This window comes from Bradyrhizobium commune (assembly GCF_015624505.1).
Taxonomy (GTDB): domain Bacteria; phylum Pseudomonadota; class Alphaproteobacteria; order Rhizobiales; family Xanthobacteraceae; genus Bradyrhizobium; species Bradyrhizobium commune.
Genome location: NZ_CP061379.1, coordinates 719,801 through 742,099 on the forward strand (window position 1 = coordinate 719,801; position 22,299 = coordinate 742,099).

Consider the following 22,299-nt stretch of genomic DNA (forward strand, 5'->3'; position numbering starts at 1 on the left):
TTGGAGAAAAGCTATGGACCTCTATGGTTTCAATGGCGCCTGGCTGACCCAGCCGGCGCTTTGGGCCGCGGCAGCGATCGCGCTCGTGATCGTGCTGCGGATTGCCAATATCTTTCGTTACATCCCGAACAACCAGGTCGGCATCGTCGAGAAGCTCTGGACGACGAAAGGCTCGATCGAGGGCGGCTTCATCGCGCTGAACGGTGAGGCCGGTTACGAGCCGGAAGTGCTGCGCGGTGGCCTGCACGTGTTCTTTCCGTTCATGTACCGGATCCACAAATCGGATCTGGTCACGGTCGGACAAGGCAAGATCGCCTATGTGTTCGCGCGCGACGGCGCGGCGCTTGGCGCCTCGCAAGTGCTCGGTGCCAACGACAGCGAGGACAAATCGGACTTCCAGGACGTGCGCCGATTCCTGCTCGGTGGCGGTCAGAAGGGGCCGCAACGCAAGATCCTGCGCGAGGGCACCTATGCGATCAACACGACGCAGTTCGCGATCATCACCGACGATCGCGTTTATGGCCATGCCCTGAGCGAACAGGAGCGCGGCGTGCTCGATGCCATGCAGCTCACGATCGCCGAGCGCTGGGGCTTTACGCCCGTCGTGCTCGCGGCCGATCACGACCTCGTCGGCATCGTCACCGTGCATGACGGCCCGTCGCTGCCGTCAGGCGAGATCATCGCGCCCGAAGTCGGCGTCGACCTGCGCGATAGCGAGATCTTTCACAACAATTTCCAGGAGCCGGAGAAATTCCTGAGCGCCGGCGGCTATCGCGGCCGGCAGCTCCAGGTCATCGTCGAGGGCACCTGGTACATCAACCGCCTGTTCGCGACCGTCGAGGCGGTGCCGAAGACGGTGATCCCGGTCGGTAATGTCGGCGTCGTCATCTTCTACACCGGACCGCACAGCGGCGACGTGTCGGGTGAGCAATACCGTCATGGCGAACTGGTCCTCAACGGCGGCCGCGGCGTCTGGAAGGATCCGCTGCTGCCGGGCAAATATGCCTTCAACACCTATGCCGGCAAGATCGAGATCATCCCGACCGTCAATTTCATCCTGAAATGGGTGCGCGGCGAGGTCGGCGCGATGAAGCTCGACGAGAACCTGTCGGAGATCTCGCTGATCACGCGGGATGCGTTCGAGCCGACGCTGCCGCTCTCGGTGGTGATGCATATCGACTACAAGAAGGCGCCGATGATCATCCAGCGCTTCGGCGACGTGAAGAAGCTGGTCGAGCAGACGCTCGACCCGATGGTGAGCGCGTTCTTCAAGAACATTGCGCAGAAGATGACCTTGATCGAGCTGCTCCAGAACCGCGCCTCGATCCAGGAGGAATCGGCGGCGCAGATGAAGGCGAAGTTCGAGAGTTATTCGCTCGATCTCCAGGAGGTTCTGATCGGCACGCCGCGGGCTGCGGCCGGCGACCACACGATCGAGAACATCCTGATCCAGCTTCGCTCGCGCCAGATCGCGCGCGAGCAGATCGAGACCTATCAGGAGCAGGAAAAGGCCGCGGTGCAGGAGCGCGCGCTCAACGAGGCCAAGGCGACCGCGGCCGCGCAGACGGCGCTGACGCAATCGCTGATCCAGATCAAGGTCAACGAGAACGAGGGCGCCGCCGCGTTCGCCCGTGCGCAGAAGGACGCCGAGACCCGAAAGGTGACGGCGGCCGCGGTCGGCGAGCAGTCGCGCCTCGAGGGTCAGGGCGAGGCCGATCGCGTGCTTGCGGTCGGCACCGCCAATGCCCAGTCGACAAAACTATCGGTCGATGCCTATGGCGGGCCGGAGTTCAGGTTGGCCGAGCAGAATTTCACCAAGTTCGCGGAAGCCCTGACCAAGATCAACCAGCCCCTGGTGCCGCAATTCCTGATGTCCGGCGGACAGGGCGCAGAGAGCAGCAATGCGGGCCTGATCCCGACCGCGATGCTGAGCTCGATGTTCGGCCGCATGATGCCGGATGCGCTGGAGCGGCTGAAGGAAGAGGCGCCGAAGGCGGATCGCCGGACGAACGGGCACTGACCACGCCGGATTTGCTTCGCTGGTGTGAAAATTGCTAACAAGCGCCCCGGGCTGGAAGTGCGTCTTCCAGCCCGGTCTGTTCCCGCCTTTCACTTGCCTTACCCGGAGACGATGATGCCTTTCGACTTGATCCTGCGCGGGGGGCGGGTGATAGACCCGTCCCAGAAGCTCGATGCCGTGACCGACGTCGCCTTTGCCGGCGGCAAGGTCGCCGCGATCGGCGCCGGGCTCAAGGCCGACCCCGGCACCGAGATCCGCGACGTCTCGAAGCTCATCGTGACGCCCGGCTTGATCGATCTCCACACCCATGTCTATTGGGGCGGCACCTCGCTCGGCATCGATGCCGAGGAATTCTGCCGTCTCTCCGGCGTCACCACTTCGGTCGATACCGGCAGCGCAGGTCCCGGCAATTTCGCGGGCTTCCGCAAGCATGTGATCGAGCCAAGCCAGGTCCGCATCCTCGCTTATCTGCATGTCTCGCATGCCGGCATCTTCGGCTTCTCGCACCGGATCATGGTTGGCGAGAGCGAGGAGTTGCGGCTGATGAACCCGATCGAGGCGGCCAAGGTGGCCGACGCCAACCGCGATCTCATCGTCGGCATCAAGGTGCGCGTCGGCCTGCATTCCTCGGGCACGTCGGGGGCCGTCCCGCTCGACATCGCGCTCCAGGTCGCCGACGAGGTCGGCATGCCCCTGATGGCCCATATCGACCATCCGCCGCCGAGCTACGAGGAGGTGCTGGCTCGCCTGCGTCCTGGCGACGTCTTGACCCACGCGTTCCGGCCGTTCCCCAACACGCCGGCGACCGCGCAGGGCACGGTGAAGAAGGCGGTGCTGGACGCGCGCGAGCGCGGCGTGCTGTTCGACATCGGCCACGGCAAGGGCTCGTTCGCGTTCAAGACCGCGCGTGCCATGCTCGCCAACGGCTTCTATCCCGACACGATCTCCTCCGACATCCATCAGCTCTGCATCGACGGACCGGCCTTCGACCAGGTCACGACCATGTCGAAATTCCTGTGCATGGGCATGGAGCTGTCGGACGTGATCGCGGCCTCGACGGTGAATGCCGCGATGGCGTTGCGCCGCCCCGAGCTCGGCAGCCTCAAGCCCGGCAGCGCCGGCGACGCCACGCTGATCTCGGTGAAACAAGGCCAGTTCGACTATGTCGACGTGGTCGACGAGCACCTGATCGGCGATCGCAAGATCGTCTCCGAAGGCGTCGTCGTCGGCGGCCGCTGGTGGCATCCGAATTGAGATCGGCGCAGCGACGGGGGTGGCGCGTGCCTCATGGTCCCGCCCGAGGCGTCAGGCGACCAGCTCCAGGAGCGCCGCCAGCAGCTTGGAATTGTCGTTCCTGCGATAGCTCATGATGATCGGCGTGCGCATCGTTGCCTCGTCGAGATCGAGGTAGCGGATGTCGTCCCGCCCGAGCCGGCGGACCGACGCGGGAACGAGGCAGATGCCGGCGCCGGCGGCGACCAGGCCGAGCGCCGTCTGCAGCTCCCGCACCTCCATGCCGATGGTCGGTTCGATACCCGCATCTGCATAAAAGGACAGAACCTGGTCGGCGAAGCTCGGGCGCGGCGAATTGGGATAGAGGATCAGGGGCTCGCCGAGCGTTTTGCGCAGCCGCACCTTGCGTCCCTTCGCCAGCGCGTGGCGCAGCGGAACCGCGACACAGAGCGGTTCCTCGCGGATGACCCTTCGCGCGATCGCATCGTCCTCGAAACGTAACCGCCCGAAGCCGACGTCGATGCGGCCGTCCTTCAGCGCCGCGATCTGTTCCAGCGTGATCATCTCGACGAGATGGACGTCGGCATCGGGAACGGCGAGGCGGAAGCGCCGGATCAACTCGGGAAGCGCGTCGTACAGCGTCGAGGCGACGAAACCGATGTTGAACTGACGTACCATGCCCTTGGCGATGCGCCGTGTCATCGCTCTCGCCTCATCGGCCCGGTTCAGGATCTGTCGCGCCTGCTCGAACAGGTATCGGCCCGGTTCGGTCAGGGTGAGAGGCCTCGATCGATGCAGCAACTGGACGCCGAGCTCGCGCTCGAGCTGTTGTATCTGGCGGCTCAGGGGCGGCTGCGCGATGTGCAGCTTTTCGGCGGCGCGGCTGAACGAGCCCTCCGCGGCAACCGTCGCGAAATAGCGAAGGACGCGCAACTCCATCGTCCATACCTCCAGGGTATAAAGATAGACCCGATCGGTCTTGGGCGGCAAGGCGGGCGCTTCGTATCATCGCGTCAAAGCCTAAGGAGCGCCGCGCGTGCCAGCCTCACCCGTCAAGATCGAAGCGGTCGAGACTTTCCTCGTCGATCTGCCGACCATTCGCCCGCACCATCTGGCGATGACCACGATGGACGGGCAGACGCTGATGCTGGTGCGGATGACGATGTCGGACGGCACCATCGGTTGGGGCGAGGGGACCACGATCGGCGGTCTCGCCTATGGCAGCGAGAGCCCGGAGGGCATGAAGCTAGTCATCGACACCTACATCACGCCGATCCTGCTCGGCTGCGATCCCGATCGGATCGGCCAGGCCATGGCGACGATCGGCAAGGCGGTCCAGGGCAACAATTTTGCCAAATGCGCCGTCGAGACGGCGCTGTGGGACGCGCTCGGCAAGCGCACCTCGCTTGCCGTCTCCGAACTGCTCGGGGGACGCCAGCACGATCGGCTGCCGGTCGCCTGGACGCTTGCGAGCGGCGACACCGCGCGCGACATCGCGGAAGCCGAGGAGATGCTGGCGCGGCGGCGGCACAATATCTTCAAGCTCAAGATCGGGCGGGGCGACCCGCACCGCAACATCGCGCATGTCGCCGCGATCAAGCGCGCGCTTGCCGACAGGGCCAGCATCCGCGTTGACGTCAACCAGGCCTGGAGCGGCGCGCGCGCGTCCTATCTGCTGGCGGCGTTGCTCGATGCCGGCGTCGATCTCGTGGAGCAGCCGATCGCCATGAGCAATGTCAAGGGCATGGCGCGGCTTTGCCGCGAGAGCGCCATTCCGATCATGGCCGATGAGGCCCTGCATGGCCCCGAAAGCGCGTTCGAATTCGCGCGCGAGGCTGCGGCTGACGTGTTCGCGGTGAAGATCGCGCAGTCCGGCGGGTTGTTTGCGGCCGGAGAGGTTGCCGCAATCGCGCAGGCCGCCGGCATCGGTCTGTACGGCGGCACGATGCTGGAGGGTGCGATCGGCACGGTCGCCTCGGCGCATCTATTTGCGACCTTCGGCCGGCTCGAATGGGGCACCGAGCTGTTCGGACCGCTGCTCTTGACGGAGGAGATTCTCGTGCAGCCCCTCGACTATTCCGAGTTCAGCCTGGCCGTGCCCTCAGGGGCAGGGCTCGGCATTGCCCTCGACGAGGAGCGGCTCGCCCGCTTCCGCCGCGACCGCCAGGAGCGGTCGTTCCACGTGCTGCCCAAGTTGAAAACAGCGTCGTAGACCATGCTCTTTCATGTCCAGATGGATGTTCGCCTGCCGCACGACCTGCCGGACGAGACGGCCTCTGCGCTGAAGCAGAAGGAACGCGAGCGGGCCGAGCGGCTCCAGCGCGAAGGCAAATGGCGGCACCTGTGGCGCGTCGCAGGGCGTTACGCCAATGTGAGCATCTTCGACGTCTCGGGGCCTCAGGAACTGCACGAGATCCTGTCCGGCCTGCCGCTGTTTCCGTTCATGGACATCGCGGTGACCCCGCTCTGCCGCCATCCATCCTCCGTCCACGCGGATGATCGATAGGCGGGCTCGAAGACGTCAAGCAACACACAAGGAGGAAGCCGATGCCAGCCAACCTGATCAACAGAACGATCATCAAGGAACTCGCCGCAAAGGCCGCAGGGCTCGATCAGGATGGCGGTGGTGCCCGCCTCAAGCAGGTGGTCAATCGCCTGCTCAACGACCTGATGGTGGCGATCGACGATCTCGACATCTCCATGGACGAATTCTGGGCCGGCGTCGGCTACCTCGGCGAGGCCGCCAAGGCCAACGAGCTCGGCCTGATCGTGCCGGGGCTGGCGCTGGAGCATTTCCTCGACCTGCGGCTCGATGAAGCCGAGCGCCGCGCCGGTCTTGCGGGCGGCACCGCGCGCACCATCGAAGGACCGCTCTACGTCGCCGGCGCACCGCTTGCTAGGGGCGAGGCCCGTCTCGACGACGGCACCGACGAAGGCGAGATCCTGTTCATGGAGGGCCAGGTGTTCGACATGGCGGGCAACCCGGTCGCCGGCGCCATCGTCGACGTCTGGCACGCCAATTCCTTCGGCTTCTACTCCTTCTTCGGCCCGCCGCAATCGTCCTACAATCTGCGCAGGCGGATCGAGACCGACCGCGATGGCCGCTATCGCTTCCGCTCCATCATGCCGTCCGGTTATGGCTGTCCGCCCGGGTCGAACACCGAGACGCTGCTTGCCCGGATGGGCCGCCATGGTCAGCGGCCGGCGCATATCCATTTCTTCGTCACGGCGCCGGGCTACCGCCAGCTCACGACGCAGATCAACATTGACGGCGACAAATACCTGCACGATGACTTTGCCTTCGGCACGCGCGACGACCTGATCCCGCCGGTGGAGCGTGTCAGCGATGCTGCCGAGATCCACAAGGCCGGGCTCAACAAGCCGTTCGTGCGGATCGGCTTCGATTTCAGAATCACGATCGAGGTGGCCGGAGCGCCCGCAACGGTGGTTCAGCGCGAGCATGCCGTCGCGGCCTGAGTCGTCGGCCGCATCGGGAAGCGATCTCCCGCTCAACGACGGCGTGCGAACATCTCCACCATGGTGTCGCGCAGCCAGTTGATGCCGACGTCGCTTCCGAAGCGCGGATGGGTGTGGACCTTGATCTCCACCGGCGGGAGGTCGAATGGAAGCTGGAGCAGGCGAAAGTCCCGCTTGCTGTAGAACTCGCGCCCGACGGTTTCCGGGAAGATCACGGCGAGATCGCTGTCGCGCACGATCTCGGGCGCGACGGAGAAATGCCCGAGCCGCACGGCGATCTGCCGCTTGATGTCGTTGTCCGAAAGCCATTGCTCGATCATCGCGTGGCCGGGCGCGTTGCTGCCGGCGTGGACGTATTGCAGGCTGACAAAGCCGGCCTTGGTGAGCTTCGCCCGCCCGATCGGATGGCCGCTGCGCACCATGCACACCAGGCGGTCGTTGATCAGCGGTGTGCTGACGCATTCTCCTTCGAGATTCTTGATGTAGCCGAGCGCGAGATCGACCTCGCCGGCGCGCATTGAACCGATCACGGTGTCCATCGCCAGCGGCACGACGTCGAGCCGCACTGCCGGCGCGATGCGCACGAGCTTCGCCATGAGGCGCGGCAGATAGAAGACCTCCGAGACGTCCGACATTGCCACGCGAAACACCCGTTGTGTCACCGCGGGATCGAACGCGACCCGCTCCTGGATCGCACGGTTGATGATGCCGAAGGCCTGATCGAGCGGCTCGTGCAGGCGGATGGCTGCGTCGGTCGGCAGCATGCGGTTGGCGGCGCGCACGAACAACGGGTCGTCGAAATGATCGCGCAGGCGGCGCAGCGCGTGGCTGATGGCGGGCTGGGTCAGTCCGAGCCGATCGCCAGCGATGGTGAGATTGCGCAGGTCCCAGATCGCCAGGAACACGCGCAACAAATTGAGGTCGAGCCCTGAATGAGTACTGTTCATAGTACGGATTATGACTATGAATTTGACTTAGATCAATGCGTTCTAAAAACTGTTCTGACCGGAGCAACGATGCCCCGGCCGGGACGTGGAGCGGCGATGCGGGATCATACCGGAATTGCGATGGCGGCCCGCCAGACGGTGGCAGAACCGGCAACGACACCGTTGCAGGATCTGGTCGCCGAGATCGCTGCCCGCCGCGACGAGTTCGACCGCCTCTCGCACATCCCCCGCGAGATCATTCGCAGCATGAAGCGCGCCGGGATTTTTCGCGCGGGCACTCCCAAGCGGTTCGGCGGCAATGCGTCGCCGCCGGCCGAGTTTCTGCGCATGGTCGAGACGATCGCGGTCGCCGACGGCTCGGCGGCGTGGGTCGCCGCCTTCGGTTCGGCCAACACCTATATTGCGGCGCTGCCGGTCGAGACCCAGCGCTTGATCTATGCCGACGGGCCGGATCAGGTCTATGCCGGCGGCCTCTATCCGCTTCAGCCGGCGCGCGTGGTCGAAGGTGGCGTGCGCGTCACCGGCCGCTGGCGCTTTGCGAGCGGCTGCATGGGCGCCGACTGGATCGGCGTCGGCATCTCGGCCGACCGGCCACTGCTCGCCACGCAGCCGGAAGCCACCACCTATATGGCGGTCGCGCGCGCGAACGAAGTCGAGATCGTCGAGAACTGGGACGTGGTCGGGATGCAGGGCACCGGCAGCCACGACACCCGCGTCACCGACAAGTTCTATGCGCTCGACTGGATCTGCGCGCGCGGAGCGCCGGGTCTCGTCGACGAGCCGCTCTATCGTTATCCCGCTCTGTCCTATCAGGCCGAGGTGCACGCGGCCGTCAATATCGGTCTTGCCCGCGCGGCGCTCGACGTCGTGACCGAGATGTCGGGCGGCGCCAAGATCATGCCGGGCGCGGCGCGACTGGCCGATCGCTCCTACTACAAGTCGGAGCTCGCGCGCGGCGAAGCCAGCTGGCGCAGCGCGCGCGCGTTCTTCTACGAATCCGCGGAGCGCGCGTGGAACGTGCTGCTCGCCGGCGATCCGGTTCCGCGCGAACTCGAAAACCTGCTGCGCCTCAGCGCAACGCACGCGGCGCACACCTCCGCCGAAATCGTCCAGCAGGCCTACCGCATTGCCGGCATGGCCGCGATCCACAAATCACACCGGCTGCAACGCATCGTGCGCGACTCCATGGTCGTGACGCAGCACGCCTCGCTCAGCGAGGGAACCTACGAAGCAGCCGGAGCTCTCTTTGCCGGGGTCATGCCAGGGATGCCCTACCCGTGAAACAATCTGGCATGACGTGGTGCGCAGCTTGCATCGGTTTCACGGAAACCCTGTTCCGAGAGGCAATGAGATGAAACTCCCCGCACTGTCCCGACGTGCCTTCATGGCGAGCACGCTTGCCGCCGCTGCGATCCGCCCCACGAACCTGCGCGCGGAGGACGCGCCGATCAAGATCGGCGTCGGGTCCGACCCGGTCTTCTCCTCGTTCTATCTCGCCGCGCATGAGAAGATGTTCGAAGCCGAGAAGCTCAACGTCGTCGTGCAGCTCTACACCGACGGCGGCGAGGCGCTGAACGCGCTGGTCGCCCAGCAGGTCCACCTCGGCGCTGCCGTCGAGCCCACGCACATGGTGCGCTTTGCGCGCGCCGAGCTGCGGCCGCTCGCGATCGTCTACCAGTCGGGCCGCTACATCAAGCTGGTGACCGGGAAGGGCGTCGAAGGTCTCGACAAGATCAAGAAGTTCGGCATCGTCGCCGGCTCGGTCAGCGAGTACTGCACCCTGCTTGCCATGAAGAAGATCGGACTCGCTCCGGGCGCGGTGCAGATGGTGAAGAGCGGCCCGCCGGAATTGCCGGCGCTGCTGGCGCGCGGTGACATCGACGCGTTCTTTGCCTGGGAGCCATGGCCGACCAACGGCGTCAAGCAGGGCGGGCACGTCGCGATGACCAGCAAGGACGCCGGCTACACCGACACGATGTGGGTCACGGCGGCAGGCGGCTGGTTCGACGGCAACGCCGCAGCGGCGCGCGGCATCCTCAAGGTGCTTGCGCGATCCTGCGAGATCGTCATCAGCGACCCCCAGCGCGCCGCGGCCGCAGTTCAGGCGGTGACGAAAATTCCGGTCGCGCAGACGCTCAATGCGCTGAAGGACATGGATCCCGGCGTGCGCGATTTCACCGACGCGGATTTTGCCAGCTATGACGGTATCGCGGCGTTTCTGGCCGACCAGAAGGTGACGCCGACGGTGGTCGATTTCCGCCGTTACATCCAGCGCGGCTTCTACAAGGCGTGATGTCCATGACCGGTTCATCCATCGCCATCAACCAGCTCAGCCTGACGCTCGACGGCAACGAGATCGTCTCGCAGATCGACCTCCAGATCGCCGCGGGGGAGTTCGTCTGCCTGCTGGGGCCCAGCGGCTGCGGCAAGTCGACCCTGCTCAACGCCATTGCGGGCTTCGTTCCCGCAAACGGCCATATCCGCGTGGCCGGGAAAGCCGTCAACGGCCCGGGCGTTGACCGCGGCGTCGTCTTCCAGTCGTCCGAGGCGCTGTTCCCGTGGCTGACAGTCCGCGAGAATGTCGAATACGGTCCGCGCCTGAGGGGCGTTTCCTCGCGCAAGCGCGCCGAGCTCGCCGACCATTACCTGTCCCTGGTCGGCCTTTCGCATGCCGCCGACAAGTTTCCTGATGCCTTGTCAGGCGGCATGCGTCAGCGCGCTCAGATCGCCCGCGTGCTCGTTAACGAGCCCTCGGTCGTGCTGATGGACGAGCCGTTCGGAGCGCTCGATGCGCAGACGCGCGAGGTGCTGCAACGCGAGCTCGACCGGATCTGGCGCGCGACCGGCTGCACCATCGTGTTCGTCACCCATGACATCTGGGAAGCGATCCTGCTCGCCGACCGTATCGTGACGATGACCGCTGGCCCGCGCGCCACCATCAAGACGATCGAGACGGTCGGCCTGCCGCATCCGCGTGATCCGGCCGATCCGTCCAGCCTCGCGCTCTATCGCCGCCTCCGCGACGACATCGGCGCGGAAGTCACCCGCGTGCTGCGCGCCCAGGGGCTTGCGGTCGGGGAGGTCGCGGCATGAGCGAGGCTGTGCAAGTGACGTCGAACAAGCGGACTTCGCTGCGTTTGCGCCTGTCGCCTCGGCTCAGCAGGATTGCCGCGTCCGTGGTCTCGATCCTGTGCGGCCTGTTCGTCTGGGACATGCTGTCGCGCTACAGCTCTCCCTTGTTCCTGCCGTCGCCGGCCACGACCTGGGATGCCGCCAAGGAATTGCTGGCGGACGGGACGCTGGTCGCCTCGGTGCTGGCGTCCTCGGCGCGTATTGCCTGCGGCTGGGCGCTCGGCGTCGCCGTCGGCATTCCGCTTGGCATCGTGATGGGGCGCTTTGCGCCGATCCGGCAATTTCTCGACCCCTATATCGAGTTCTTCCGGTTCATCCCGCCGATTGCCTTCGTCACGCTGGCCGTGATCTGGCTCGGCCCCGGCGAGCAGGCCAAGGTGGCGCTGATCTTCTACACCACCGTCTTCATCGTGACGCTCAACACCATCGCCGGCGTGCAGGCGGTCAATCCGCTGCGGCTGCGTGCGGCCGCAAGCCTCGGTGCGGGTCCGCTCCAGATGCTGTTGACGGTGATCCTGCCCTCGACCGTGCCGTTCATGGTCACCGGCGCGCGCATCGCCATGGGCAATTCCTTCCTCACGGTGGTGTCGGCGGAGATCGTGTCGGCCGACAATGGCCTCGGCGCCCTGATCTGGACGGCGCGGAATTTTGCCCGCACCGAATGGGTGTTCGTCGGCATCCTCGCGCTCGGCATGCTCGGCTACCTGTTCGACCGCGTGCTCCGGATTGCGGTGTCGCTGCTCCTGAAACGCTACCAGCCGACGACCTGACGCGAGACGTTCGCCAGAGAGAGATGAGGATTTGACGATGAACATCGCGACCCCTGTGGTGCCCGACTACGCGGCGCTGGTGCACGCCGACCGCGCGCTCACCACCATGTACACCGATCCCGCGATCTTCGAAGCCGAGATGGCCAGGGTGTTCGAGCGAACCTGGGTCTGGGTTGCTCATGGCAGCGAAATCGCCGAGCCCGGCGATTTCAAGATGGCGATGGTCGGCCTTCAGCCGGTGATCGTCGTGCGCGACCGCAAGGGTGTCGTGCACGTGCACGTCAACCGTTGCCGGCATCGCGCGGCGACGGTGTGCGAGGTCGCCAAGGGCAAGACCAACAGCTTCGTCTGCCCGTATCATGGCTGGAGTTATGCGCTCGACGGTTCGCTGCGCGGATTGCCCTACGAGGCCGGCTATGCCGGAACCATCGACAAGAAGCAGTTTCCGCTGAAGTCGCTGCGCGTCGAGGAATATGCCGGGCTGATCTTCGCGACCTTCAAGGACGACATCGCGCCGCTGACAGATTTTCTCGGTGGCGCGAAGAAATGGATCGACCTGTTCATGAAGCAGGGCGCGGGCTATCCCCTGACGTCGCTCGGCGAGCACAGGTTCAGCTTCCCCGGCAACTGGAAGATCCAACTCGAGAACACGACCGACGCCTATCACTTCCCGCTCGTGCACAAGGCCTTCCTGACCGCGACCGACAGCGAGACGGCCGCGACGATGGACATCATGAACAACGGCGGCTATGTCGAGGATCTCGGCAACGGCCACAGCGTGATGGTCATGGTGCCGGATCTGGTCGACCTCGACGACAATCTCGAGGCGCCGATCCCGAAGAAGTTCGAGGCACTCGCCGCGGAGCTCACGGCCGAAGGTCATCCCGATCAGGAGGTGCGCCGGATCGTGCGTGCGGTCGGCGGTACCGGCTTCAACCTGAACCTGTTCCCGAATCTCGGCTGCTCGGCGGCGTTCTTCCGTGTGCTTCAGCCGATCTCGGTCGACGAGACCGAGGTCAGGCACGTCGCGCTCGGGATGAAGGGAGGGCCTGCCGCCGCCAATCGCGCTCGCCTGCGCATCCACGAATTCTTCCAGGGCCCGATGGGCTTCGGCAGCCCTGATGACGCCGAGGTGTGGGATCGCGTGCAGCACGGTGCGCAGGGCGGCAAGGAGCTCTGGCTGATGCTCAACCGCGGGCTTGCAGGCGAGGAGGCGTTGCCCGACGGGCATCTCCGCAGCGACGTGAGCGCGGAAACCGGCATGCGCGCAGCCTATCGGCAGTGGAAGGCCATGATGGAGGTAACGTCATGAATGCGCCCGTGATGATTCCGGCCATTGGCCTCGACGAGGCGATGCAGCTCGTCTTCCTGGAGGCGGATCTGCTCGACCATGCCTGCTACGAGGAGTGGCTCGCATTGTGGACGGCGGATGCGCGCTATGTCGTGCCGATCGATCCCGGTGCGACGGATTTCGAGAACAGCCTCAACTACGCCTATGACGACCACGAGATGCGGCGCAAGCGCACCGAGCGTTTGCTCAACGGCCAGTCGATCTCGGCCTCACCCGTGGCACGCACCATCCGACAATTGTCGCGCTTCCGGATTCTCGAGGCCGGCGAGACCTGGTGCGAGCTGCGCTGCGCCCAGATCCTGACAGAGCATCGCCGCAGCCGCACGCGAACTTACACCGCCAATCTCACCTACCGTCTGGTCCGCGCCGAGGGCGCGCTCAAGATCGACCTGAAGGTCATCCGCCTGATCAACTCGACGGAGGCGCTCGGTGGTATCAGCTACATTCTCTGAGGCGGCCGTCGCCGCTCCGGTTGTTGCCGGAATGGAGGCGGCGCTCACTCTCGTGATCGCGCGGCGCGAAGAGCAGGCCTCCGGTATCGTCGTGCTCGATCTCGTCGATCCCGACGGCGGCGCGCTGCCGCCCTTCGAACCTGGTGCGCATGTTGACGTCGAGGTTGCACCCGGCCTGGTGCGGCAATATTCGCTCTGCGGCGATCCCGCCGACACCAGCACTTACCGGCTCGGGATTCTGCTCGATGCTGCCTCCCGCGGTGGATCGCGCGCGATTCATGCCGATTTCCGTGCCGGCGCGTCCGTGCGGATCGGCAGGCCGCGCAATCTCTTTCCGCTCGCGGCCAACGCGCGCCGCTCGATCCTGATCGGCGGCGGCATCGGCATTACGCCGATGGTCGCGATGGCGCATCGTCTGCACCATGTCTCGGGCGACTTCACGCTGCACTATTGTGTGCGGTCGCCGGCAATGGCGGCGTTCGCAAGTGAACTCCAGGAAGCGCCGTTCCGCGATCGCGTTCATCTGCATGTCGACGATGGCGCCGCGGCGCAGCGCTTCGAACCCGCGCGCGAGCTTCCGCCGCCGGCCGATGACGTCCATCTCTACGTTTGCGGGCCGGACGGATTCATGGCCTCCGTCATCGCGGCGGCGGAACGGCTCGGCTACGGCGCGGCGCAGATCCACCGCGAATATTTCAAGGCCGATTTCGATCGTACCGGCGAGGCGTTCGAGGTCGTGCTTGCGCGCAGCAACCGGCGCATCGCCGTCGATGCCGGCAGCACGATTGTGGCCGCCCTCGCCAGGGCCGGTGTCAAGATCGAAACCTCTTGCGAGGAGGGCATTTGCGGCACCTGCCTGTGCAACGTGCTTGCCGGTCTGCCTGATCACCGCGATGTCTACCTCACCGACGAAGAGAAGGCCGCAAACGACCAGATGCTGGTGTGCTGTTCGCGATCGAAAACGCCCGAACTGGTGCTCGACCTATGACCGGTCTGTCCGAAGCTGGCGTCCAGAAGCGGTTTCGCGATGCCATGGCGAGGCTCGGGGCCGCGGTGAACATCGTGACCACGGACGGGCCGGCCGGCCGTCACGGGCTGACCGCATCCGCGGTGTGCAGCGTGACCGACACGCCCCCGACCGTGCTGGTCTGCGTGCGGCAACAGGCCGGCGCGCACGACGTGCTCAAGGCCAATGGCGCGCTCTGCGTCAACGTCCTGGCCGGCCGGCACGAGAATTTGTCCGCCAAATTCGGCCGGTCCGGGCTCAGCGTCGATCAGCGCTTTGCCGACGCGACCTGGAAGCGGCTTGCCACCGGCGCACCGGCGCTGGCCGATGCCGCCGCCAGCCTCGACTGCCGCATCGTGGGGGTGACCGAGGTCGGCACGCACACCGTGTTCTTCTGCGAGGTGCAGGACATGGTGGCGGCGGCCGAGCCGGAAGGACTGATCTATTTCAACCGGACCTATCATCACATCGGTCCGATCCCGCAATCCCAAGCCAGCGAGGCCCGCGCGTGAGCAGCATGAACCTGGAAACCGTCATCAATTCGCTCTCGGACCGCGTGGCGATGCTGGAGGCCGAAGCCGACATCCGCCGCATCCAGGCTCGCTACATGTTCCTGTGCGACACGCCCTGTCCGGAATTCGGCGTCGAGACCGACGCCCAGCGCATCGAGTTGATCCTCGGCCTCTACACCGAGGATGCGGTTTGGGAGGGCGTCGGCGCCTATTACGACAACCAGTTCGGCCGTCGCGTCGGCAAGGCCGCGCTGCGCGAGCATTTTCAGGCGTTCTGGGGCCAGAAGCGCGATCCTGCCCTCCTGCTCAACGTGCACTATCTGACCTCGGAGCAGATCCACGTGCGCGGCAATGAAGCCGACGGGCAATGGGTGCACTGCCAGCCCTGGATCTTCTCGGATGGCTCCTCGCTGCTCCGCTCCAGCCGGCTCAACAACCTGTTCCGCAAGGTCGATGGCGTCTGGAAGGTAGCGCGCACGCGCACGGAGAATGTATTCGTGGCGCCGCTCGCGCCCGGCTGGGCGAACAACATCCCGGATCGCTCCGTGCTGATGCGGTGACGCGTGAGTGACGGGACGGTGCCGATGACTTCGCAGGCGGAGATGTGGAAGAGCTACGCGTTCCAGGGCTTTACGGTCGTTGTGATCCAGCGCTGGAACGATCCTTTCGGCATGCCGATGGTGCGCATCGCCGATGTCGGCGACGAGGACCGCGCTGAAGGTATGCCTGAGGCCGTCTTCCTTGCGCAAGCCTCGCCGCTTCCGGCATCGTCATGAACGCGATGGCCCCAGGCGCGGCAATCATCGAGCGTCGTTTCATTGCGACAGCGCGGGCGCGAATCCACATCGCGGCTGCCGGCGCCGGCAGGCCGCTGCTGCTGCTGCACCAGACGCCCCGGTCCTGGGACGAATTCCGCGAGGTGCTGCCGCGTCTCGGCACCCGCTACCGTGCTATCGCGATGGACACCGTCGGCTTCGGCGACTCCGATGCGCTGCCGTTCGCGGAGAACTCGATCGAGGCCTGGTCGGCCTGCGCCTTCGACTTGCTGGACGCGCTCGACCTCCGCGAGGTGGCGGTCCTCGGCCATCACACCGGCGCGGCCATCGCCATCGAGATGGCGGCGTCGCGACCCGAACGGATTGCGGCCATGGTGCTGTCGGCGTCGCCCTATGTCGATGCCGAGCGAAGGATGCAAAAGGCCGGCAAGCCGGTGGTCGACGAGGCGACGCGCACGGCAGATGGCAGTCATCTCCTCAGCCTCTGGCGGATGCGTCAGCCGGATTATCCGGACGGCGACATCGACCTGCTCGAACGCTTCGTGATCGATGCCCTCAAGGCGGGCCGGCTGGCCGCCGAAGGCCACCATGTCGTCAATCGCTATGTGATGGAGCAGCGACTGCCGCTGGTCGCGTGTCCGACCCGCATCATCGCGCCGACCGCCGATCCCCATGCCTTTCCCGTTGCCCGCAAGGTGGCGGGCGCGATCGCCGGTGCGAGCCTGGTCGAGATTGCGGGCGGGATGGTGCCGTTTCCGAACCAGATGCCGGAAGAGCTGGCCTCGGCCGCGCTTGCCTTCCTGGAGCGGCACTATCCGCCGTAGCCGTGAGGAGAGAACCGCGGCGCGGCCTGCAGCGACCTGATTAAAGCGATCTGGCGATCAAAAGCTTCATGATCTCGTTGGTGCCGCCATAGATCTTCTGGATGCGGGAATCGATGAAGATGCGCGAGATCGGGTACTCCTGCATGTAGCCATAGCCGCCGAACAGCTGGAGACATTCGTCGGCGGTCTGCACCTGCTTGTCCGAGCACCAATATTTCGCCATCGACGCCGTGACGGTGTCGAGGTCCTTCGCGACCAGGCGCTCGATGCACCAGTCGACGAAGACGCGCGCGATCATCGCTTCCGTCTTGCGCTCGGCAAGCGTGAAGGCGGTGTTTTGGAAATCCATCAGCGGCTTGCCGAACGCCTTCCGCTCCTTGGTGTACTCGGCGGTGAGCTTGACGGCGCGCTCCATCGAGGCGACAGCGCCGACCGCGAGCGCAAGCCGCTCCTGCGGCAATTGCTGCATCAGCTGGACAAAGCCCTGGCCTTCCTCCTTGCCGAGCAGGTTTTCCGGCGGCGCCGTGACATTGTCGAAGAACAATTCCGACGTGTCGGAGGCGTGCAGGCCGATCTTGTCGAGATTGCGCCCGCGCTTGTAGCCGTCGGCGCCTGAGGTCTCGACGACGATCAGTGAAATGCCCTTGGCGCCCGCCTCTCCGGTGCGCGCGACGACGACCACGAGATCGGCGGCCTGGCCGTTGGTAATGAAAGTCTTTTGCCCGTTGATGACGTAGGAATTGCCCTGTTTCTTCGCGGTGGTCTTGACCGCTTGCAAATCCGAGCCGGTGCCGGGCTCGGTCATGGCGATGGCGCCGACCATCTCGCCTGAGGCCATCTTCGGCAGCCAGCGCTTCTTCTGCTCCTCCGAGCCGTAGTTGAGGATGTAGTGCGCGACGATGGCGCTGTGCACGGAGACGCCGGTCGTCAGCTCCGGCACCGTGCTTTCGAGATCATCCAGCACGGCGGCGTCATAGGCGAAGGTCGCGCCGAGGCCGCCATATTCCTCCGGCACGCTGGCGAGCAGCGCGCCCATTTCGCCGAGCCCGCGCCAGGCGAAGCGGTCGACCATCTTCTGCTCGCGCCATTTCTCGGCGTGCGGCGCCAGGTCCCTGGCGAGATATTTCCGGAACTGGTCGCGGAAGACATCGAGCTCTTCTGTCATCCAGGAGGAGCGGTAGGACATGGCGGCCTCGATCGTTGATGGCGATGTGCCCGCTCAGCCGTGCCACAAGGTCGGACGTGGGCGCAAGCCTGCCGCCGTGCTACGCCTGCCGAAGCTGCCAATGATTGTGTCTTGAGGCTGCGCCGGCAGATGCGCTATCCCGCCTGCGCGGTTTTGCCGCCGTCGACGACGAACTGGCCGCCCGTCGTGTAGGGATGATCGTCCGAGGCGAGCACGAGCGCGAAGGCTGCAATTTCCTCCGCGGTGGCCACGCGCTGCATCCCCGGCACGTGGATCTTGGCCCATTGCGCGATGGCCACGTGCCAGGCCGCATCGGGGAGATTTTCCATGCCGGCAAGCCTGCGGATGAACGGCGTGTCCGTGGTGCCGGGGATCAGCGTATTGATGCGGATGCCATACTGGGCATATTCGAGTGCCGCGGCCTGAACCATGCCGACAAGCCCGCGCTTGGCCGCGGAATAGGCCGAGCGCTTCGCCGTGGTGGCGATGGCGTTGGACGACGAGGTGACGACAATCGATCCACCCTTCTCCAGCATGTGTGGAATCTGGTACTTCATCGACAGGAACACACCCCGCAGGTCGGTATTGATCACGTCATCGAATTCTGCCGCGCTGTACTGATGCAGCGGCTTTTCGATGGAGATTCCCGCATTGTTGAAGGCCACGTCGAGCCGGCCATGAAGATCGATCGTCTTGTCGACCAGCGCCTTGACCTCGGCCTCGTTGCGGACGTCGGCCCGGACGAACGCGGCGTCGCCGCCGCCCGCCTTGATCAGGTCTTCCACCTTCGCCCCGCGTTCGACATTGCGTCCGCAGAACACGACCTTGCCACCTTCGGCAGCGAACATCAGCGCGGCGGCGCGGCCGATGCCGGAGGTGCCCCCTGTCACGATGATGGCCTTGTCGGCGAAGCGGCGCCTGCCGCTCGGCTTCTGCTGCGGCAGCGTCGCGCCCTGGCCGAGCGCGATGCCGCCGGCAAGGCCGCCGACGGCGCTTGCGAGCATGCCCAGCGCGGCGCTGCCGACGAGATGACGCCGCTTTACGCGCGGGAGTGCGGTGCTATGCTGCATTTCGGCCATTTCGAACTCCCGGCGAGTCAATCTAAACAGTGTTAAGATAAATAACCCCCAATCTGAACAGTGTCAAGTTTACGCATGACGAAACCGATCGCGTCCGCGCGCACCAGGTCGAGCCACAAGGTTCCGAAGCCGGAGGCCGGCTATCATCATGGTGAGCTTCAGGAAGCGCTGATCGCGGCCAGCGAAGCCATTCTCGCCGAGCGTGGCGCCGAGGGTTTCACGCTGCGCGAGGCCGCCCGCCGCGCCGGCGTGTCCCCGGCCGCGCCGTCGCATCATTTCGGCAATGCGCAGGGCCTGCTGACCGAGGTGGCGATCCGCGGCTATGATGCGCTTGCCGACGCGTTGCGGGACGCTGCGTCCCGCAAGCAGGATGCGCGCGCAAAGCTCCACGCTCAGGGTCTGGCCTATGTCGAATTCGCGCTGAAGCATCCCGGCCGCTTCCAGATGATGTTTGCCAACAAGCGCCTCGTCGCCGACGATTCGCGCCTCAGGCAGGCGAGCAGGGCGGCCGGCCGCGAGTTCGAGATCATCATCGCCGAGCTTGTCGGCGGGACGCCGAGCCAGGCGAAGACCGCGGCTGCGGCAGCCTGGTCAACCGTTCACGGCTTTGCCAAGCTTGCCCTGGAAGACAAATTCGGTTCAGTGAGGAACGAGGCCGGATACCGCGAGATCATGACGACGCTCAATCACGTCCTGAACTATCTCTGGCCAGCGAGCGGCGCGTCCCGCTAGAGCGTTTTCCAGCGAAGTGGATACCGGTTCGCGTGAAGAAAGCGCTCAAAACAAAGCTCTTAGTGAAGATCGAGGGTCGAACGCGTCATGATGGCCAAGGCGACTGAGCTCAAGCTCGACATTGCGCGCATCGGCACGGTCTCCGCGATCCTGATGCAGCCGGACAATGCGCGCGCCTGCTACGTTTTGGCGCATGGCGCGGGTGCGGGGATGCGGCATGCATCCATGGAGAAGATCGCTGCGGGTCTTGCCGATCGCGGCATCGCGACGCTCCGCTTCAATTTTCCCTACATGGAGAACAAGCAGGGCCGGGCCGACCAGCCGGCGGTCGCGCACGCCGCCATCCGCGCGGCGGTCGAGGAGGCGGCACGGCTGTGCCCTGGACTGAAGCTCGTCGCGGGCGGAAAATCGTTCGGCGGGCGCATGACATCGCAGGCGCAGTCCAAGGCGCCATTGCCCGATATCAAAGGGCTCGCCTTTCTCGGCTTTCCCTTGCATGCCGACAAAAAGCCGTCGACGGAGCGCGCTGCGCATCTCGGCGGCGTCGGCATCCCCATGCTGTTCCTGCAAGGTACGCGCGACGGGCTCGCCGATCTCGGCCTCCTCAAGCCCGTCGTCGAAGGTCTCGGGGCGAAGGCGACGCTGCATGAGGTCGAAGGCGGCGATCACTCCTTCGCAGTGTTGAAAAAGTCCGGCCGGACCAACGAAGAAGCATTAACAGAGGTACTCGATACGCTCGCGGCCTGGATCGACGCACTCGGCTAAAACTCAGGCCGAATAAAGCCCCTTGTCGCGAGCCTTCTGGATCGCGAGTGCTGCGATCAGGTCGAGCGTCGGCGTTGACAGGCCGGCGGTGCGCGCGAAGGCGGCGGGCGCCTTCACCAGCACGTCGATCTCCATGGCGCGGCCGAGCTCGTAATCCTGGAGCAGCGAGGGCTTGTGATTGGGGGCGGGGCCACTGCGCGTGACGCGCTTGACCTCGGGGATGAAGTGCTGGGCGATGTCGTTGGCCTCGGTCAGCATGCGCGGAATGACCTCGGCGAAGGCCGGGTCGTCGCGGACGCCGCGTGCGGTCTGGCCGGTGAGCAGGCACAGCACTGACAGCGACATGTTGGTCAGGAGCTTTGACCAGATTGCCTCGCGAATTTCTGCGACCGGTGGCGATTCCAGCCGCGCATCGTTCAGCACGCCGCGGAGCTTTGTGATGCGCTCGCAATTGCGGTCGTCGCATTCACCGATCAGGAGGCGGTTGCGGTCCGGGGTCAGGTTCTGCACCACGCCGGGCGCGATCACCTCGTTGGAGGAGAAGACGACGCCGCCAATGATCCGCTCCTTCGGGATGCAGGCGCGCAAACGCCCGCCCGGGTCGAGGAAGGAAATATCGGGCGGCGTCGGGTGCCGCGGCGGCAGGCCGATACCGTACCACCAGGGAATGCCGTTCTGGGCGAACACGATCGCGGTGTCATCTTGCAGCAGCGGCTTGATGCTGGACACCATCCCCTGGAGCCCGGTCGCCTTCAGCGTCGAGATCACCACGTCCTGCGGACCGAGCTGGGCCGGGTCGCCGGAGGCGTTCACCTTGGCGGTGACCTCAGAATCGCCCACGCGCAGCTTCAGTCCGTTCGCGCGCACCGCTTCGAGATGCGCGCCGCGCATCACGCACGCGACCTCGTGGCCGGCGCGTGCAAGCCTGACTGCGAGATGACTTCCGACGGCGCCCGAGCCGAAAATGCAGATGCGCATAAATATGTCCCGTCCCTGATCCCTGTCGTCGCCCGGCGGCAGCATGACACAAGCCGCCATGCGATGGGCGCGACCGCCCCACGCCGGAAAGATATGGATCGGGATGTATCGCCTCGTCCATAGTGCGCGGCAGTCAGTATGACCGGAGGATCGCCGATGACCGCCAACCCCGTCCTGTGGACCCTCGACGAACGCGGCGTCGCGACCGTCACGCTCAACCGGCCGGAGGTCAACAACGCCTATGACGGTGCACTGATCGCCGGCGTCCTCGCGGCGATGGATGATCTGGGCAAGAAGCCCAATCTCCGTATCGTCGTGCTACGGGGCAACGGCAAGCATTTTCAGGCCGGCGCCGACCTCAAATGGATCAATAGCGTGCGGCCGCAGTCCGCCGAGGCCAACGAGGCGGCGTCCCAGGCGACCTTCGAGGCGGTGCAGCGGCTCAACACCCTGCCGATCCCGACGGTCGCGCTGGTGCAGGGCGGTTGCTTTGGCGGCGGTACCGGCGTCATTGCGGCCTGCGACGTCGTGATCGCGGCGGACAACGCCCTGTTCTCGATCACCGAGGTGCGCTGGGGGCTGACGGCTGCGATCATCATCCCGCAGCTCTGCGACGCCATTAGTGTACGGCAAGTCCGCCGTTACGCGCTCACCGGCGAACGTTTCGGCGCTGAGGACGCCCGCCGCATCGGCCTCGTCCATGAGGTGGTACCGCTCGCCGATCTCGAAGCCGCTGGCAGCAAGGTGGTCGACCAGCTGCTGGCCAACGGCCCTGAGGCGATGGCCGAGACCAAGCGGCTGGCGCTGGAGAGCTCGTTCGGCGGCATGGCCGTGGACGATGCGGCCTATGCGCGGCTCGTGCAACTGCACTCGCTGAAGCGCCAGAGCGCGGAGGCGGCGGAGGGGCTGGCGTCGTTTGCGGAGAAACGCGCGGCGAATTGGGGAGGTGGGAAAGGCTGAGCGTTGCCTGCCCAGCAGATACTGCAACTGTAGCCCGGAAGGAGCGAAGCGCAATCCGGGGCCGGCATCCCCGCATTCCGCTTCGCTCCATGCGGGCTA

The 22,299-nt window shown here is 65.5% G+C and carries 24 protein-coding genes; 19 read left to right on the forward strand and 5 right to left on the reverse strand.

Annotated features, from left to right (window positions below; all coding sequences use genetic code 11):
* The first annotated feature begins 13 nt into the window (after positions 1 to 13).
* Together IC761_RS03400 and IC761_RS03405 are read left to right on the forward strand one after the other, a co-directional pair.
* Complete coding sequence (locus IC761_RS03400) at positions 14 to 2,020, forward strand: SPFH domain-containing protein (protein WP_195801896.1); 2,007 nt, start codon at positions 14 to 16, stop codon at positions 2,018 to 2,020.
* Between the two features lie 114 nt (positions 2,021 to 2,134).
* On the forward strand, positions 2,135 to 3,274 hold the full coding sequence (locus IC761_RS03405) for an amidohydrolase/deacetylase family metallohydrolase (RefSeq protein ID WP_195801897.1): 1,140 nt from the start codon (positions 2,135 to 2,137) through the stop codon (positions 3,272 to 3,274).
* Positions 3,275 to 3,325: 51 nt separating this feature from the next.
* Here IC761_RS03405 and IC761_RS03410 read toward each other — a convergent pair whose 3' ends face one another.
* Positions 3,326 to 4,192, reverse strand: coding sequence for a LysR family transcriptional regulator (locus tag IC761_RS03410; RefSeq protein ID WP_195801898.1), 867 nt, complete (start codon positions 4,190 to 4,192; stop codon positions 3,326 to 3,328).
* A 97-nt stretch (positions 4,193 to 4,289) separates the two neighbouring features.
* Here IC761_RS03410 and IC761_RS03415 point away from each other — a divergent pair, with 97 nt between their 5' ends.
* The 3 genes from IC761_RS03415 to catA are packed head-to-tail and all read left to right on the forward strand — an operon-like array spanning position 4,290 to position 6,730.
* Entirely contained in the window at positions 4,290 to 5,465 is a 1,176-nt protein-coding gene (locus tag IC761_RS03415) for a muconate/chloromuconate family cycloisomerase (RefSeq protein WP_195801899.1), read from the forward strand.
* Between the two features lie 3 nt (positions 5,466 to 5,468).
* The gene (catC, locus tag IC761_RS03420; protein WP_195801900.1) at positions 5,469 to 5,759 is read left to right on the forward strand and encodes a muconolactone Delta-isomerase; all 291 of its coding nucleotides are present in this window, start codon (positions 5,469 to 5,471) and stop codon (positions 5,757 to 5,759) included.
* Between the two features lie 41 nt (positions 5,760 to 5,800).
* Complete coding sequence (gene catA / locus IC761_RS03425; RefSeq protein ID WP_195801901.1) at positions 5,801 to 6,730, forward strand: catechol 1,2-dioxygenase; 930 nt, start codon at positions 5,801 to 5,803, stop codon at positions 6,728 to 6,730.
* A 32-nt stretch (positions 6,731 to 6,762) separates the two neighbouring features.
* Here the strand turns inward: catA and IC761_RS03430 are convergent, their stop codons facing one another.
* The gene (locus IC761_RS03430) at positions 6,763 to 7,677 is read right to left on the reverse strand and encodes a LysR family transcriptional regulator (RefSeq protein WP_195801902.1); all 915 of its coding nucleotides are present in this window, start codon (positions 7,675 to 7,677) and stop codon (positions 6,763 to 6,765) included.
* A 96-nt stretch (positions 7,678 to 7,773) separates the two neighbouring features.
* Between IC761_RS03430 and IC761_RS03435 the strand changes: the two genes are divergently transcribed.
* The 11 genes from IC761_RS03435 to IC761_RS03485 all read left to right on the forward strand — a co-directional run bounded on the left by IC761_RS03435 (position 7,774) and on the right by IC761_RS03485 (position 16,500).
* The gene (locus IC761_RS03435; RefSeq protein ID WP_195801903.1) at positions 7,774 to 8,958 is read left to right on the forward strand and encodes an acyl-CoA dehydrogenase family protein; all 1,185 of its coding nucleotides are present in this window, start codon (positions 7,774 to 7,776) and stop codon (positions 8,956 to 8,958) included.
* Positions 8,959 to 9,028: 70 nt separating this feature from the next.
* Positions 9,029 to 9,970 (forward strand): ABC transporter substrate-binding protein, encoded by a 942-nt coding sequence (locus IC761_RS03440; RefSeq protein ID WP_195801904.1) that lies wholly within the window; start codon positions 9,029 to 9,031, stop codon positions 9,968 to 9,970.
* A 5-nt stretch (positions 9,971 to 9,975) separates the two neighbouring features.
* Positions 9,976 to 10,770, forward strand: coding sequence for an ABC transporter ATP-binding protein (locus IC761_RS03445; protein ID WP_210338512.1), 795 nt, complete (start codon positions 9,976 to 9,978; stop codon positions 10,768 to 10,770).
* The gene (locus IC761_RS03450) at positions 10,767 to 11,579 is read left to right on the forward strand and encodes an ABC transporter permease (RefSeq protein WP_195801906.1); all 813 of its coding nucleotides are present in this window, start codon (positions 10,767 to 10,769) and stop codon (positions 11,577 to 11,579) included. The genes IC761_RS03445 and IC761_RS03450 overlap by 4 nt, the downstream gene beginning before the upstream one ends.
* A gap of 37 nt (positions 11,580 to 11,616) precedes the next feature.
* Complete coding sequence (locus tag IC761_RS03455) at positions 11,617 to 12,891, forward strand: aromatic ring-hydroxylating oxygenase subunit alpha (protein ID WP_195801907.1); 1,275 nt, start codon at positions 11,617 to 11,619, stop codon at positions 12,889 to 12,891.
* The gene (locus IC761_RS03460; protein WP_195801908.1) at positions 12,888 to 13,382 is read left to right on the forward strand and encodes an aromatic-ring-hydroxylating dioxygenase subunit beta; all 495 of its coding nucleotides are present in this window, start codon (positions 12,888 to 12,890) and stop codon (positions 13,380 to 13,382) included. The genes IC761_RS03455 and IC761_RS03460 overlap by 4 nt, the downstream gene beginning before the upstream one ends.
* Positions 13,360 to 14,370 (forward strand): PDR/VanB family oxidoreductase, encoded by a 1,011-nt coding sequence (locus IC761_RS03465; protein ID WP_246791430.1) that lies wholly within the window; start codon positions 13,360 to 13,362, stop codon positions 14,368 to 14,370. Before IC761_RS03460 ends, IC761_RS03465 begins: the two co-directional genes overlap by 23 nt.
* Complete coding sequence (locus IC761_RS03470) at positions 14,367 to 14,900, forward strand: flavin reductase (protein ID WP_195801909.1); 534 nt, start codon at positions 14,367 to 14,369, stop codon at positions 14,898 to 14,900. Before IC761_RS03465 ends, IC761_RS03470 begins: the two co-directional genes overlap by 4 nt.
* A gap of 5 nt (positions 14,901 to 14,905) precedes the next feature.
* A complete protein-coding gene (locus tag IC761_RS03475; RefSeq protein WP_195804537.1) occupies positions 14,906 to 15,460 on the forward strand; it encodes a nuclear transport factor 2 family protein in 555 nt (184 codons plus the stop codon).
* A 24-nt stretch (positions 15,461 to 15,484) separates the two neighbouring features.
* The gene (locus tag IC761_RS03480) at positions 15,485 to 15,676 is read left to right on the forward strand and encodes a hypothetical protein (RefSeq protein ID WP_195801910.1); all 192 of its coding nucleotides are present in this window, start codon (positions 15,485 to 15,487) and stop codon (positions 15,674 to 15,676) included.
* Positions 15,673 to 16,500, forward strand: coding sequence for an alpha/beta fold hydrolase (locus IC761_RS03485; RefSeq protein ID WP_210338513.1), 828 nt, complete (start codon positions 15,673 to 15,675; stop codon positions 16,498 to 16,500). The genes IC761_RS03480 and IC761_RS03485 overlap by 4 nt, the downstream gene beginning before the upstream one ends.
* Positions 16,501 to 16,540: 40 nt before the next feature.
* Here IC761_RS03485 and IC761_RS03490 read toward each other — a convergent pair whose 3' ends face one another.
* Both IC761_RS03490 and IC761_RS03495 read right to left on the reverse strand, forming a co-directional pair.
* Positions 16,541 to 17,686, reverse strand: coding sequence for an acyl-CoA dehydrogenase family protein (locus tag IC761_RS03490; protein WP_195801911.1), 1,146 nt, complete (start codon positions 17,684 to 17,686; stop codon positions 16,541 to 16,543).
* A 134-nt stretch (positions 17,687 to 17,820) separates the two neighbouring features.
* On the reverse strand, positions 17,821 to 18,765 hold the full coding sequence (locus IC761_RS03495; RefSeq protein WP_246791431.1) for an SDR family NAD(P)-dependent oxidoreductase: 945 nt from the start codon (positions 18,763 to 18,765) through the stop codon (positions 17,821 to 17,823).
* Between the two features lie 75 nt (positions 18,766 to 18,840).
* Between IC761_RS03495 and IC761_RS03500 the strand changes: the two genes are divergently transcribed.
* Positions 18,841 to 19,497, forward strand: coding sequence for a TetR/AcrR family transcriptional regulator (locus IC761_RS03500; RefSeq protein ID WP_195801912.1), 657 nt, complete (start codon positions 18,841 to 18,843; stop codon positions 19,495 to 19,497).
* 87 nt (positions 19,498 to 19,584) lie between these two features.
* Positions 19,585 to 20,262 (forward strand): alpha/beta hydrolase family protein, encoded by a 678-nt coding sequence (locus tag IC761_RS03505; protein ID WP_438265080.1) that lies wholly within the window; start codon positions 19,585 to 19,587, stop codon positions 20,260 to 20,262.
* Between the two features lie 3 nt (positions 20,263 to 20,265).
* On the opposite strand, the gene IC761_RS03510 is transcribed toward IC761_RS03505, so the two are convergent.
* Positions 20,266 to 21,240 carry a ketopantoate reductase family protein gene (locus tag IC761_RS03510; protein ID WP_195801913.1) on the reverse strand — a complete coding sequence of 325 codons (975 nt, stop codon included), beginning with the start codon at positions 21,238 to 21,240 and terminating at the stop codon, positions 20,266 to 20,268.
* 156 nt (positions 21,241 to 21,396) lie between these two features.
* Here IC761_RS03510 and IC761_RS03515 point away from each other — a divergent pair, with 156 nt between their 5' ends.
* Positions 21,397 to 22,200, forward strand: a complete 804-nt coding sequence (locus IC761_RS03515) for an enoyl-CoA hydratase-related protein (RefSeq protein WP_195801914.1) — start codon at positions 21,397 to 21,399, stop codon at positions 22,198 to 22,200.
* Positions 22,201 to 22,299: the final 99 nt, after the last annotated feature.

Bases quoted from the DNA above. Each gene is read 5' to 3' on its own strand.
- IC761_RS03400 (WP_195801896.1), top strand. From the start codon at position 14: ATGGACCTCTATGGTTTCAATGGCGCCTGGCTGACCCAGCCGGCGCTT.
- IC761_RS03405 (WP_195801897.1), top strand. From the start codon at position 2,135: ATGCCTTTCGACTTGATCCTGCGCGGGGGGCGGGTGATAGACCCGTCC.
- IC761_RS03410 (WP_195801898.1), bottom strand. From the start codon at position 4,192: ATGGAGTTGCGCGTCCTTCGCTATTTCGCGACGGTTGCCGCGGAGGGC.
- catC (WP_195801900.1), top strand. From the start codon at position 5,469: ATGCTCTTTCATGTCCAGATGGATGTTCGCCTGCCGCACGACCTGCCG.
- catA (WP_195801901.1), top strand. From the start codon at position 5,801: ATGCCAGCCAACCTGATCAACAGAACGATCATCAAGGAACTCGCCGCA.
- IC761_RS03430 (WP_195801902.1), bottom strand. From the start codon at position 7,677: ATGAACAGTACTCATTCAGGGCTCGACCTCAATTTGTTGCGCGTGTTC.
- IC761_RS03435 (WP_195801903.1), top strand. From the start codon at position 7,774: ATGCGGGATCATACCGGAATTGCGATGGCGGCCCGCCAGACGGTGGCA.
- IC761_RS03440 (WP_195801904.1), top strand. From the start codon at position 9,029: ATGAAACTCCCCGCACTGTCCCGACGTGCCTTCATGGCGAGCACGCTT.
- IC761_RS03445 (WP_210338512.1), top strand. From the start codon at position 9,976: ATGACCGGTTCATCCATCGCCATCAACCAGCTCAGCCTGACGCTCGAC.
- IC761_RS03450 (WP_195801906.1), top strand. From the start codon at position 10,767: ATGAGCGAGGCTGTGCAAGTGACGTCGAACAAGCGGACTTCGCTGCGT.
- IC761_RS03455 (WP_195801907.1), top strand. From the start codon at position 11,617: ATGAACATCGCGACCCCTGTGGTGCCCGACTACGCGGCGCTGGTGCAC.
- IC761_RS03460 (WP_195801908.1), top strand. From the start codon at position 12,888: ATGAATGCGCCCGTGATGATTCCGGCCATTGGCCTCGACGAGGCGATG.
- IC761_RS03470 (WP_195801909.1), top strand. From the start codon at position 14,367: ATGACCGGTCTGTCCGAAGCTGGCGTCCAGAAGCGGTTTCGCGATGCC.
- IC761_RS03475 (WP_195804537.1), top strand. From the start codon at position 14,906: ATGAACCTGGAAACCGTCATCAATTCGCTCTCGGACCGCGTGGCGATG.
- IC761_RS03480 (WP_195801910.1), top strand. From the start codon at position 15,485: ATGACTTCGCAGGCGGAGATGTGGAAGAGCTACGCGTTCCAGGGCTTT.
- IC761_RS03485 (WP_210338513.1), top strand. From the start codon at position 15,673: ATGAACGCGATGGCCCCAGGCGCGGCAATCATCGAGCGTCGTTTCATT.
- IC761_RS03490 (WP_195801911.1), bottom strand. From the start codon at position 17,686: ATGTCCTACCGCTCCTCCTGGATGACAGAAGAGCTCGATGTCTTCCGC.
- IC761_RS03495 (WP_246791431.1), bottom strand. From the start codon at position 18,765: ATGGCCGAAATGCAGCATAGCACCGCACTCCCGCGCGTAAAGCGGCGT.
- IC761_RS03500 (WP_195801912.1), top strand. From the start codon at position 18,841: ATGACGAAACCGATCGCGTCCGCGCGCACCAGGTCGAGCCACAAGGTT.
- IC761_RS03505 (WP_438265080.1), top strand. From the start codon at position 19,585: ATGATGGCCAAGGCGACTGAGCTCAAGCTCGACATTGCGCGCATCGGC.
- IC761_RS03510 (WP_195801913.1), bottom strand. From the start codon at position 21,240: ATGCGCATCTGCATTTTCGGCTCGGGCGCCGTCGGAAGTCATCTCGCA.
- IC761_RS03515 (WP_195801914.1), top strand. From the start codon at position 21,397: ATGACCGCCAACCCCGTCCTGTGGACCCTCGACGAACGCGGCGTCGCG.